Raw genomic sequence first — 13,266 nt, 5'->3', positions numbered from 1 at the left:
GGATCTATGAGACCCATTAATATTGGATTTAATAATATGGTAATGGATGTGAGGATAATTGCTGTCATAAATCCTGACTCAGCTCCAAGTAAGAGATTGCGAGAGGAAGCTAAACTTCAAAATAGACTTATAGACGCAACTTTAGGAAGGAAAACAAAAACCTTAATAATAACAGATTCAAATCATGTTATAATGTCAGCTATAAATCCAGAGACGATATCAGCTAGAATTGAGAAAGGAGAATAAAATGCCAAAAGGAAATCTATATGTAGTATCGGGACCTAGTGGTGCTGGAAAATCTACTATCTGTAGACTTGTACGTAAAATGCTTGGAATAAACCTTGCTACTTCTGCAACTACAAGAGAACCAAGAACAGGAGAAGTAGATGGAAGAGATTACTATTTTCTTACCAAAGAAGAGTTTCTTAAGAAAAGAGAAAATGGAGATTTTCTAGAAACTGCAACAGTTCATGGAAATTATTATGGAACTTTAAAATCAGAAGTGGAAAATAGAATGGCAAAAGGTGAAAATGTAATATTGGAAATTGATGTACAAGGTGGTCTTCAAGTAAGAGATCAATATCCTGGAGCAAATCTTATTTTCTTTAAAACACCAACTGAGAATGATCTTGAAGCAAGATTAAGAGGAAGAAAAACAGATAGTGAAGAAACTATTCAGCTTAGACTTGCAAATTCAATAAAAGAGTTGGAATATGAGAAAGAATATGATATAACAATAATAAATCATACTGTAGAGCAAGCATGTAATGAATTAAAAAAAATAATAGAAGAAAAAAGTAAATAAATAGGAGGCTAACATGAAAAAAGATATAGTTTATGATGAATTACTTGATAAGATACCTAACAAATATATACTAACAATAATCAGTGGACAAAGAGCCAGAGAAATAGGAAAGGGAGCAACACTCTTAACTAAATGCAGTAAAAAGGACACTGATATTAAAAAAGCCTTCAGAGAAATTGCTGATGGAAAAATAGGTTATGAATTTGGTGAAGAAGAAGCTGGTGAATAGTGTGATAAAAAGACTTTTGATGATTTTGCTGCTTCCACTTATTTTTATAGGATGTACAGAAAAAAAAGTGCAGAAATTCGAAAGTGAAAAATTCCTCTTTGGAACTTATGTAAAAATAACAATTTATGATAAAGATGAAAAATTAGCCAAAACAGGAATGGAAGAAGCATTTAATGAAATAGAACGACTGGACAATAAATTTAATAGTAAAATAAAAACTAGTATAATAGGAAAATTAAACTCAGATCCTACTGTTCCAGTAGAACTTGATGATGAAGGACTTATGCTTTTTTCTAAGGTGAGAGAAGTATATGAACTTTCAGATAAAAAATATGATATAACTATAGGTCCTTTATTGAAAGCGTGGGGATTTGGTGAGGTTGGTGAAATATCTATTCCATCAAAAGAATGTTTAGCTCAGGCACTTAAGGAAATAGACTTTGATAAAGTAAAAATAGAAGGCAACAAGATATATATGGAACCTCCTGTAAATGAAATAGATACAGGATCTTTTTTGAAAGGATATGCAGTAGCGAGAGCTAAAAAATTAATGGAAGATGCTGGAATAACTAGTGCCTTTATAACCACTATATCAAGTATAGATGTAATAAATACAAAACCAGAAAATAAGCCTTGGAGAATAGGTGTACAAAATCCTGAAAATCCAGAAGAAATACTTGGAATTATAGAACTTAATGATGAAGGTATGGGTGTGTCAGGAGATTATCAAACTTATGTAGAGATAAATGGAAAAAGATATCATCATATCTTGGATAAAACTACTGGATTTCCAGTGAGAGATAAAAAGATGGTAGTAGTTATCTGTGAAGATGCTTTCTTAGCTGATTTATATTCAACAGCTTTCTTTACTATGCCAGTAGAAAAAGTTATGAAATTTGCTGAAAGTGATAAAAAAATGAAGGTTTTAGTTGTAGATAAAGATATGAATATATTAAAAACAAAAAATCTTGATTTTTTTAAAAAATAAGAGCACTTTTTAAATAAAAATGCTTGTAATAAATTAAGTTTTCAAATATAATGTAGTGTGTAATTTAAATTAATATAGGAGGATTAAGTAATGGAACATTCATTGATCTATGTTGGAATAATTGCTGGGATACTTGCATTGATTGCTGCCTTTGGTTATTCTAAAAAAGTGGAGAGTTATCAAATTAACATTCCAAGAGTAGCGGAAATAACAGACGCTATCAGAGAGGGAGCTATGGCTTTCTTACTAGCAGAATACAAAATATTGGTATACTTCGTAGTAATAGTAGCTGTATTATTAGGAGTTTTCTTAGATGTTAAAGTTGCAATAACATTTATATGTGGAGCTGTAACATCAGCTGTAGCAGGAAATGTTGGAATGAGAATAGCAACTAAAGCTAATGGAAGAACTTCAATAGCTGCTAAAGAAGGAGGGCTTTCAAAAGCTCTTGATGTAGCATTTGCTGGTGGAGCAGTTATGGGTCTTGCAGTTGTTGGACTTGGAATGCTTTTATTATCTATCATGATAATCATATTCAATTGGGATATGAGTATTGTTACTGGATTTGGAATGGGAGCTTCATCAATAGCTTTATTTGCAAGAGTTGGTGGAGGAATCTACACTAAAGCTGCTGACGTTGGAGCAGACCTTGTTGGTAAAGTAGAAGCAGGAATTCCTGAAGATGACCCTAGAAACCCAGCTACAATCGCTGACAATGTTGGAGATAACGTTGGAGACGTTGCTGGAATGGGAGCAGACTTATTTGAATCTTATGTTGGATCTATTATAGCTGCAATGACTATAGGAGCTACTATAACACATGCAACTGGTAACTTTGGATACCTAATTGCCCCTGTACTAATAGCAGCACTAGGAATTATTACTTCTATCTTAGCTACATTAACAGTTAAAACTGATAATCCAGATGAAGTTTATCACAAATTAGAAAATGGAACTAGAATAGCTGGAATCCTTTCACTAGTTGCTTCATTTGGAATAATTAAATATTTAGGATTAGAAATGGGAATATTCTATGCTATTGTTGCAGGATTAGTTGCAGGATTAGTTATAGCTTACTTCACAGGACTATATACAGATACTGGTAAAAAAGCAGTTAATAGAATTTCTGATGCTGCTAAAACAGGACCAGCTACTACTATAATTGAAGGATTAGCAGTTGGAATGGAATCTACAGTTGCACCTATAATTATTATTGCTTTAGCTATAATTGTTGCTTATATGGCTTCTAAAGATGTATCTGGAATCTATGGAATTTCTGTAGCAGCAGTTGGAATGCTTGCAAGTACAGGAATGGTAGTAGCAGTTGATGCTTATGGACCAGTAGCTGACAATGCTGGAGGAATTGCTGAAATGGCAGAGCTTCCACATGAAGTTAGAGAATGTACAGATAAACTTGATGCAGTTGGTAACTCAACAGCAGCAGTTGGAAAAGGATTTGCAATTGGATCAGCAGCTCTTACAGCTCTATCTCTATTTGCAGCTTATAAAGAAGCAGTACAAACTTCAACTCCAGGATTTGACTTCATTATTGAAGTAACAAACCCAGAAGTAATAGCAGGTCTATTTATTGGAGGAATGCTTACTTTCCTATTCTCTGCTCTTACAATGACAGCAGTTGGTAAAGCAGCTATGGAAATGGTTGAAGAAGTAAGAAGACAGTTCAGAGAAATCCCAGGAATCATGGAAGGAAAAGGAAAACCTGATTACAAAAGATGTGTTGAAATATCTACTCATTCTTCATTAAGAGAAATGATACTTCCTGGAATACTTGCAATAGTTGTTCCAGTAGCAGTAGGAATCTGGTCAGTAGAAGCTCTTGGAGGATTATTAGCAGGATCTCTAGTTACTGGTGTATTAATGGCTATAATGATGGCTAACGCTGGTGGAGCATGGGATAACGCTAAGAAACAAATTGAAGCTGGATACAAAGGAGACGGAAAAGGATCTGACAGACATAAAGCAGCAGTTGTTGGAGATACAGTTGGAGATCCATTTAAAGATACATCTGGACCATCTCTTAACATTCTTATCAAATTAATGAGTATTGTTTCACTAGTTCTAGTACCATTATTTGTAAAATTTATGTAATTATGTTATAATAAATAAAATGCTTTGGGGACAACCGAATGGTTGTCCTTCTTTTTTATTTATATGAAAAGTATACCTCATGTTCAAATTATTTAATAAATATGATAGAATATATATAAGATAAAAAGTATTTAGGAGGTCATCAGGTATGAAGTTAAATCCTATAAAATTAGACGGGGTATGGAATGAAGGATATGCTCTGGATTATTTTACTACTAAAAGTGAATATAAGGGTGAGGATATATTTGGATATCCAGAATTTGATGTAACATATAGTGAAATAGGAAAAGCATTAAATGAATTGAAATATCATAAAGATTATCTTAAAGCAGTGGAAATAGCGGATGAAGTAGCTGGATATATAACTGATGAATGGAGTCTTCTTGATAAAATAGATGGGATAATTGCTGTACCACCATCAAAGCCTAGAATAATACAGCCATTATTTCAATTGGTAAAATTGGTAGGAGAAAAAGTAAACAAGCCAATATCTCTTGATTTTTTTAGCAAACTAACTCCAGAGGAAATAAAAAATCTTCCTGTAGAAAAAAAATTAGATCTTTTTAAAAATAGTATAAGAAAAAATAGAGACCTTACTAGAAAAGGGAGTGTCCTTCTTATAGATGATCTATACAGCACAGGAACTACTTTAAAAAGCCTTTGTGCATTGTTAAAAGATGATATGAATGTAGAAAATATATATATATTAGTAGTTGCAAAAAGTAGTATAGATAAATAGAAAATGAGAGCTCTTAAAGGGCTCTTTTTTTATTTGTGAAAATTTCAAAATAGAAAACGATTTTAATAATGGGGGATTTAAAAGTGTTAATTTTTTCACAAATTTCCTTTCAGAAAATTATATGTTTTTTATAAAAATTTAAACAAATAAAAAAACTTTTATATGTTTGTAAAGAATGATTATTGCCTTAAAATTTTGAAATTGAAATAATAAAGTATTTTTAAGAAAAAATAAAGTCTTTTTTATAAAATAAATCATATAAAATGTATATAAAAAGATTGTTTTTTTCTTTTGATGAAATAAAATAGTATAGGAAAAGTTCAATAAACTCAACAGATGAAAACATATATATTTTTTTAATAGATATTGAGAAAAATGGTACGATTTTAATCACTTATGTTCTAAAAAATAAAAAAACGTTGACAAAATAAAAATAAAAAGTTATTATCAACTAATGAGCACGAGTACAATTTTAAATTTTAGATTAACATACAGTTAGTGAACGATATTTTCATAAATAAAGTGGGAGGTTTATGATGAAAAAATTTGTTTTTGCAGCAATATTATCTGCATTAGTGTTAGGAGGATGTACTTCAACTGAAGTAAAGATGCCAGGTGTAGAAAGAAAAATAACTTGGGAACATGCTGGTAATTTACCTGCACAAAAAGGATTTGAGAAAAATATAGGAACTGCTGGGGTATTATCAGGAGTTCTTGAAGAAAAATATGTAGTAGTTGGTGGAGGAGCAAATTTTCCATATGATACAGTATTAAATGGAGGAGCGAAGAAACTTTATTCTGATGTATATCTTTTGAAAGAAAAAGATGGAAAATTAGAAGTAGTAGAACATATTAATTTGAATAATGAAATTGGTTATGGAGCCTCAGTAACGGTTAAAGATGGAGTTTATTATATTGGAGGAGCAGCTACTACAGAAGCAGATAATGATATACTATTTTTAAGTATGAAAAAGGGAAAATTAAATGTAGAAAAAGTAGGAGATTTACCTTTCACTTTACAAAATGGAACAGCAGTGGAAAAAGATGGAAAACTATATGTTATAACTGGAAAACAAAATGGAAAAGCGACAAATAAAATGTATGAATATGATATTGCAACAGAGCAGTCAAGAGAATTAGCACCTGTACCAGGAGCAGCTACTAGAACACAAGCTGTATCTCAGATACTTGATGGTAAGTTATATGTATTCAGTGGAGGAGACGCAACTGCATATACTGATGGATATAAATATGATTTTATAACTAATGAATGGACTCCAGCTGCATCTGTAGAATTAAATGGAAAAGGAATATCTCTTCTTGGGGCATCTTCAGTAAAATTAAACGAGAAAGAGATGATGGTAATTGGAGGATTTAATAAAGAGGTGTATGATAATGCAGTAGCCAACTTAGGTTCTTTAAAAGGAGAGGAGCTAGCAAAATTCAAAGCTGGATATTTTGGAGCAGATCCTGCTGAATTTAACTGGAATAGAGAAGTACTTATCTATAATTCAGATAGCGATTCATGGAAATCAATAGGGCAGTTACCATTTGATGCTCCATGTGGAGAAGGATTGGTTTTAGTTGGAAATAAGGTGTTCTCAATAAATGGGGAAATAAAACCAGGTGTAAGAACTGACAGGATGTATACAGGGACTATAATAAAAAAATAGTTGAAAATTTTAAGAAGAGAATCTAGTTAAGTGATAAAAAAGAAAAAAATTAGAAAATATTAATAAATTTTTTATTAAAAAATTTCTAAAATTGAATCTATTTTTTACTTAAATTTTCTCTTCTTTTTTTGTTGAAAAATATAAATATTTCTAATAAATAACCCATATAAGTTGGGATACACTAATGAATTCAGATTATATAAAGAACTTTTTGTTTTGAAATAGTATTAAAAAAACTTAAAAAAATCATTGACAAACTTAAGAATAAAAGTTATATTTATATTAATGAACACGAGAACATTTTTGAGGAAGGTGATTTTTATTATGATTACACAAAAGGAAATAGCAGAAAAATTGGGAATCAGCAGAACAACAGTTGCCAGAGCCATAAATGGAAGTTCACTAATAAAGGAAGAAACTAAAAATAAAATACTTGAATTGGTAAAAGAAATGAACTATGAGAAAAATTATATAGGAAGTTCTCTTGCTGGAAAAAGAGCAAAAAAAGTTTATTGTTTAGTTATCAATTCTAAAAATGTATTCTATACTCAGGAAATAATAAGAGGATTGTCAGAAGCAGAAAAAGAATTTAAAGCATATAATTATCAATTAGAAATAATAACTAGTGATATCAATGATCCAGAGAGTCAATTAGAAGAGCTAAAAAAAGTTCTTAAAACAGGAGATATGGATGGATTAATAATCACACCTTTGGCTAAAGAGAAAGTTTATGAAATGTTAAAACCACATTTGGAAAAAACTAATGTGATTTCTTTAGGAATAAGACTTCATGAAGATATACCTCATGTAGGGCCTGACCATTTGAAACAGGGAAAAATAGCAGGAGGGATAATGAGTGCGCTTCTTAGAAAAGGAGAAAAACTTCTGATTGTAGATAATGGAGATGACAAAATATCTTCAAAATTGTATCTTGCTGGATTTTTGGAAAGAGTAAAGGAAACAGAAATAGATATAGTGGGGCCTTTAAAAGGAAATGGAATAGAAAAAAGTATAAAACTTTTACAGGAAGTTTGTGAAAAAGAAGAGATAAAAGGAATATATATAAATAGATATGCACAAGATATTTTTGAAAAATTATCTAAAAAAACACTAAATGATAAAATGATAGTGACAAATGGAATTGGAAAAAATATTAAAAGAATGATAAAGAATAAGATAATAACAGCAACAGTAATGGAAGAAATAGCAACTGAAGGATACAATGCTGGAAAAAAAATGTTTGATATTTTGTATAAAGAAGATATAAAAACAGGAAATTGGGAAATTTCAAAATCACATATTATCTTTTATGAGAACTTAAATGATTAAAAACATAAATTAAAAATAAATCAAAAACAGGAGGTTTCAATTTATGAAAAACACACTAAAAGTTTTAGGACTAGGAACAATGTTATTTGGAGTAATGACAACAGCAGCATTTGCGGCAGAATATAATTTAAAAATGGGAATGGTTCCAGGTACTGCATCTAATGAATATAAAGCAGCAGAATATTTTGCAAATAAAATAAAAGAAGAATCAAATGGAAGAATAGAGATAGCACTTTTTCCAAATGGACAGCTGGGAGATGACAGAAGTATGCTTGAACAAGTTTCAGGAGGAGCTTTAGATTTCTCATTTACTGAGATTGGAAGATTTGCAATATTCTTTCCAGAGGCTGAAGTATATGTATTGCCTTACATGATCAAAGATTTTGACCACGTGCACAAAGCAACTTTTGATACTACATTTGGAAAAAATCTAATAAGTAAAATACATGATGACTTGGGAATAACTATTTTATCACAAGCATATAATGGAACTAGACAAACTACTTCCAATAAAGCTATAAACTCAATTGAGGATATGAAGGGATTGAAATTAAGAGTTCCAAATGCAGCTTCTAACTTAAACTTTGCAAAATATAGTGGAGCAGCTCCTACACCGATGGCTTTCTCAGAAGTGTACCTTGCTCTTCAAACAAATTCAGTAGATGGACAGGAAAATCCATTGTCAGCAGTAAGAGCTCAAAAATTCTATGAAGTTCAGCCATATTTGGCAATGACTAATCATATATTAAATGACCAATTATATGTAATTGGAAATGAAACTTTAGAAAGTCTTCCTGAAGATCTTCAAAAAGTAGTTAAAAATGCAGCTGAGGAAGCAGCAGAATATCATACAAAATTATTCGTAGATGAAGAAGCTAGTTTGAAAGATTTCTTTGTAAAGAATGGGGTAAAAATAACTGAACCAAACTTGGATGATTTCAAAGCTAAAATGCAACCTGTTTATGACGAATTTATTAAGAAAAATGGAAAACTTGGTCAACAGGCGGTAGATGAAATAACAGCAGCTGGAAAGTAAATGTGTAATAAAGAGACAAGGTGGGAAAATAGATGAAAATTTTTAATAAATTAGAAGAATGGATAGGTGGGACACTTTTTGTCTGTATGTTTATAATACTTGTAATGCAGATAACAGCAAGACAAATTTTGGGAACCCCTTTGATGTGGAGTGAAGAATTGTCAAGTCTGCTGTTTGTATATGTAGGAATGTTAGGAATCAGCATGGGAATAAGAAATCAACAGCATGTACTTATAGATTTTCTTTGCAGCAGATTTTCTCCTAAAATGCAAAGAGTAGCTTTCACTATTGTACAGATAATAATTTTCATATCTATAATTTTTATGGGTTATTTAGGTAATAGTCTTTATAAGAAAAAGTGGATATTTGAGCTAGTATCATTAAAAATATCAGCAGGGTGGATGTATATAGCTCTTCCTATTGTAGCAGTATTAATGATGATACGTTTCTTTCAAGCATATAAAGAAAATTATGACAATAAAAAAGTGGTTCTACATCCAGGAGTTTTCTTAGTTGCATTAATAATTATAATAGGATTGATAATATACGATCCTAAAGTATTTAGATTATTCAGACTTGCTAATTACTATAAGTTTGGACCAATAGCAGGATATGTGACTATTGCAGTGTGGTTGGTAATGATTTTTATGGGAGTGCCAGTAGGATGGTCTCTTATGGCAGCAACAATATTCTACTTTTCAATTACTAAGTGGAATGTAATATATTTTGCTTCTGCGAAATTAGTAGATAGTCTTAATAGTTTCAGCCTTTTGAGTGTACCTTTCTTTGTATTAACAGGAATACTGATGAATGGGGCTGGAATTACAGAAAGGATATTTAATTTTGCTAAAGCTCTTCTAGGACATTTTACTGGAGGGATGGGACATGTAAATGTAGCTGCTTCTCTTATTTTCTCAGGAATGTCAGGGTCAGCTATAGCAGATGCTGGTGGACTTGGACAATTGGAAATAAAAGCTATGAGAGATGAAGGATATGATGATGATATCTGTGGTGGAATAACAGCAGCATCTTGTATAATAGGACCTCTGGTTCCTCCAAGTATCAGTATGATAGTATATGGAGTAATTGCAAATCAATCTATCGCAAAATTATTTTTAGCAGGGTTTGTTCCAGGAGTACTTACAACAATAGCTTTAATGGTAATGAACTATTTTGTATGTAAAAAAAGAGGGTATAAAAAAGCTAAAAAGGCAACTTTTAAAGAACAAGTAGAAGCTTTTAAAAAATCTTTCTGGGCTTTAATGACTCCTTTCATTATTATTGGAGGAATATTTTCGGGGTTATTTACTCCTACAGAAGCAGCAGTAGTTGCAGCAGCTTATTCAGTTTTCTTGGGAGCTTTTATTTATAAAGAGCTTACTGTGAGATCTTTCTTCAAACATTGTGTTGAAGCTATGGCAATCAGTGGAGTTACAGTTTTAATGATAATAACAGTTACATTCTTTGGGGATATGATTGCCAGAGAACAGATAGCTATGAAAATAGCAGCAGGATTTATGAAATATGCAAGTTCTCCATTGACAGTATTAGTAATGATAAATCTATTATTACTGTTCCTAGGAATGTTTATTGATGCACTGGCTCTTCAATTCCTAGTACTTCCTATGCTTATTCCAGTAGCAGATAAAGTGGGAATAGACTTAGTATTCTTTGGAGTGATGACAACACTGAATATGATGATAGGAATACTTACTCCTCCTATGGGAATGGCTTTGTTTGTGGTAGCACAGGTAGGAAAAATGTCTGTAAGTACTGTAACTAAAGGTGTACTTCCATTCTTGATACCAATATTTATAACACTGGTATTTATAACTATATTCCCTGGAATAATAACATTCCTTCCTAATTTAATAATGGGTGGATAGTAAAAGAGAGGTAATTCAAAATGCCATTAAGTGTAGATATGCCATTAGAGCAATTAAAAAAATATCACGGAAGCAGTAAAAGACCTGAAAATTTTGATGAATACTGGTCAGATATACTAAAAAAGAGGAAGAAACTTCCTGTTAATGTAAGAATAGAAAAAAATGAATTTGAAACTCCTTTTTGTAAATGTTATGACATGTTTTTTCAAGGAGAAGAGGAAGCAATTATACATGTGAAAGTTTTGAAGCCTAAAAATATATTGGGAAAAATTCCTGGAATAATAGAATTTCATGGTTATGGAGGTTGCAGTAAAGATTGGACTTACAAACTTCCCTATGTAGCTTGTGGAATAGCAGTATTTTCTATGGAATGCAGAGGTCAGATGGGAGATTCTACAGATAGTTTTGGTGCTGAGAATCATTTTAGAAACTGTAATCTCATAAGAGGAGTTATGAAACCAGAGGATCTGTATTATAAAAAAGTATTTTTAGATGCTCTCACTCTGGCAGATATTGTAATGGAATTTGATTATATAGATACTGAAAAAATTGGAGCAATGGGCTATTCTCAAGGTGGAGGAATAGCCTTAGCTCTAGCAGCTTTAAATAAAAATATAAGAAAAGTTTTTGCTGTATATCCATTTTTAAGTGACTATAAGAGATGCTGGAATATGGATACAGGAGCTGCTTATGAAGAAATAAAAGATTACTTCAGGCAGAGAGATCCACAGCATAAAAGAGAAGAGGAATTTTTTAATAATCTGGGATATATTGATATTCAGAATATGGCTCACTGGATAAAAGCTGATGTTGTAATGACAACTGGACTTATGGATAAAGTATGTCCTCCATCTACCCAATTTGCTGTATATAATAAATTACTATGCAGAAAAAAACATTTGATATTTCCAGAGTATGGACATGAGGATATGCTCAATGGATTACAGGATGAAAATATAAAATGGGCTATGGAACTTTTGAATGATTAGAAACAAGGAGAAAAAATTGAAGATAGCAGGTATAGATATTGGTGGAACAATGATAAAATATGGACTGATATCTCTAAATGGAGAGATATCTGCTGGAGGAGAAATACCTACAGAAGCTGAAAAAGGTGTAGATAATCTATTCCAGAAAATATCTGATATAGTGGAACTTTATTCAAAAGAGGAACTTTTAGGAATAGCTGTTTCTGGTACTGGTCAGATAGATGGAAGTATTGGAAAAGTTATAGGAGGGAATGATATCATTCCTGGGTGGATAGGAACTAATTTAGTAGAAAAATTGGAACAAAAATTTTCTCTTCCAGCAGTTTTAGAAAATGATGTAAACTGTGCAGCCCTTGGTGAAAAATGGCTGGGAGCAGGAAGAGGCAAAAAAGATTTTATATGTGTAACTATTGGAACAGGTGTAGGAGGAGGGATTATCATGAATGAGGATATCCTGAGAGGAGATACTTGTGTAGCAGGAGAATTTGGACATATACAGATAATAAAGAATGGACTTGAATGTATGTGTGGAAAAAAAGGGTGCTACGAGAGATATGCTTCAGCTACAGCTTTAGTCAGAATGATCAGAGAAAAAACAGGACTTAAATTAAATGGAAAAGAGATATTTGCAAGAGAGAGAGCAGGAGAAACTGTATTTAAAGAGATAGTAGAAGAATGGATAGATTATCTTACAGATGGTTTAAGTACTATTACATATATTTTCAATCCATCTCTTATAGTTATTGGTGGAGGAGTTACAAAGCAGGGAGACTATCTTCTTGAAAGAGTAAATAAAAGTCTCACATCAAAAATTGGAGTAAATTACAAAAAGAATCTTTCTATAAGATTTGCAGAACTTGGAAATAATGCTGGAATGTTGGGAGCAGTATATCTTTTGCTTAAAAAGACAGGGAAGCTTCAATAATAAAAATAAAAAAAGATTGACAAAACACCTAAAAAGGTATAAATTAAAATAAAATGTTCACGAGAACAAAAGATTGAAAGGAAGATAAAAATGATATATGGTGAAATAAAAGACCTAAATCAGTATAAGGGAATATCTGAAAATCTTGACAGAGCAATAGAATATATAGTTAATGGAGAGTATAAAAAAGGTACTCCAGGGAAAAATGTCATAGATGGAGATAATCTTTATTTTAATTATCCAAGCTGTGCAATGACAAAAGAAATAGAAGATGGCTTCTTTGAAGGACATAAAAAATATATAGATATACATATAGTCATATCAGGAGAAGAGAACTTGGGATATACTCCTCGTTCAGAAGTAACGATGAAGCAGGAATATGATTCTGAGGGAGACTACGAATTATATGATGGAGAATTAAAAAATGTATTTCATGTAACAGAAGATAGGTTTATAATGTTTTTTCCAGATGAACCTCACATGGCATTACTTAAAGTTGGAGAAATAAAAGAGATAACAAAGGTAATATACAAAGTGTTGGTTTAATTTCTTGGCTTA

At 31.5% G+C, this 13,266-nt stretch carries 13 protein-coding genes; all 13 read left to right on the top strand.

Annotated elements, in window-relative coordinates; genetic code table 11:
- The first annotated feature begins 6 nt into the window (after nucleotides 1-6).
- The gene (locus C4N20_RS05290) at nucleotides 7-246 is read left to right on the top strand and encodes an extracellular matrix/biofilm biosynthesis regulator RemA family protein (RefSeq protein WP_005979671.1); all 240 of its coding nucleotides are present in this window, start codon (nucleotides 7-9) and stop codon (nucleotides 244-246) included.
- Between the two features lies 1 nt (nucleotide 247).
- Nucleotides 248-805, top strand: coding sequence for a guanylate kinase (gmk, locus tag C4N20_RS05285; protein WP_005979668.1), 558 nt, complete (start codon nucleotides 248-250; stop codon nucleotides 803-805).
- Between the two features lie 13 nt (nucleotides 806-818).
- The gene (gene rpoZ / locus C4N20_RS05280; RefSeq protein ID WP_005979666.1) at nucleotides 819-1,034 is read left to right on the top strand and encodes a DNA-directed RNA polymerase subunit omega; all 216 of its coding nucleotides are present in this window, start codon (nucleotides 819-821) and stop codon (nucleotides 1,032-1,034) included.
- Nucleotides 1,003-2,022, top strand: coding sequence for an FAD:protein FMN transferase (locus tag C4N20_RS05275; protein WP_005979664.1), 1,020 nt, complete (start codon nucleotides 1,003-1,005; stop codon nucleotides 2,020-2,022). Before rpoZ ends, C4N20_RS05275 begins: the two co-directional genes overlap by 32 nt.
- A gap of 90 nt (nucleotides 2,023-2,112) precedes the next feature.
- On the top strand, nucleotides 2,113-4,131 hold the full coding sequence (locus C4N20_RS05270; RefSeq protein WP_005979661.1) for a sodium-translocating pyrophosphatase: 2,019 nt from the start codon (nucleotides 2,113-2,115) through the stop codon (nucleotides 4,129-4,131).
- Nucleotides 4,132-4,279: 148 nt separating this feature from the next.
- Nucleotides 4,280-4,870, top strand: coding sequence for a ComF family protein (locus C4N20_RS05265; RefSeq protein WP_005979659.1), 591 nt, complete (start codon nucleotides 4,280-4,282; stop codon nucleotides 4,868-4,870).
- A gap of 536 nt (nucleotides 4,871-5,406) precedes the next feature.
- Nucleotides 5,407-6,543 (top strand): cyclically-permuted mutarotase family protein, encoded by a 1,137-nt coding sequence (locus C4N20_RS05260; protein WP_005979657.1) that lies wholly within the window; start codon nucleotides 5,407-5,409, stop codon nucleotides 6,541-6,543.
- 324 nt (nucleotides 6,544-6,867) lie between these two features.
- Nucleotides 6,868-7,872, top strand: a complete 1,005-nt coding sequence (locus tag C4N20_RS05255) for a substrate-binding domain-containing protein (protein ID WP_005979655.1) — start codon at nucleotides 6,868-6,870, stop codon at nucleotides 7,870-7,872.
- A 43-nt stretch (nucleotides 7,873-7,915) separates the two neighbouring features.
- Nucleotides 7,916-8,908 (top strand): sialic acid TRAP transporter substrate-binding protein SiaP, encoded by a 993-nt coding sequence (locus C4N20_RS05250; protein ID WP_005979653.1) that lies wholly within the window; start codon nucleotides 7,916-7,918, stop codon nucleotides 8,906-8,908.
- Between the two features lie 32 nt (nucleotides 8,909-8,940).
- Nucleotides 8,941-10,794 (top strand): TRAP transporter large permease, encoded by a 1,854-nt coding sequence (locus C4N20_RS05245; protein WP_005979652.1) that lies wholly within the window; start codon nucleotides 8,941-8,943, stop codon nucleotides 10,792-10,794.
- Nucleotides 10,795-10,814: 20 nt separating this feature from the next.
- Nucleotides 10,815-11,783 carry an acetylxylan esterase gene (locus C4N20_RS05240; protein ID WP_005979650.1) on the top strand — a complete coding sequence of 323 codons (969 nt, stop codon included), beginning with the start codon at nucleotides 10,815-10,817 and terminating at the stop codon, nucleotides 11,781-11,783.
- A gap of 16 nt (nucleotides 11,784-11,799) precedes the next feature.
- Complete coding sequence (locus tag C4N20_RS05235) at nucleotides 11,800-12,708, top strand: ROK family protein (RefSeq protein ID WP_005979648.1); 909 nt, start codon at nucleotides 11,800-11,802, stop codon at nucleotides 12,706-12,708.
- A gap of 90 nt (nucleotides 12,709-12,798) precedes the next feature.
- Nucleotides 12,799-13,254 (top strand): NanQ anomerase/TabA/YiaL family protein, encoded by a 456-nt coding sequence (locus C4N20_RS05230; RefSeq protein WP_005979646.1) that lies wholly within the window; start codon nucleotides 12,799-12,801, stop codon nucleotides 13,252-13,254.
- Nucleotides 13,255-13,266 lie beyond the last annotated feature (12 nt).

The organism is Fusobacterium ulcerans (assembly GCF_003019675.1).
Classification (GTDB): Bacteria; Fusobacteriota; Fusobacteriia; order Fusobacteriales; family Fusobacteriaceae; genus Fusobacterium_A; species Fusobacterium_A ulcerans.
The sequence above is the reverse complement of the archived record's forward strand: the minus strand, read 5'-3'. Positions and strand labels throughout refer to the sequence as shown.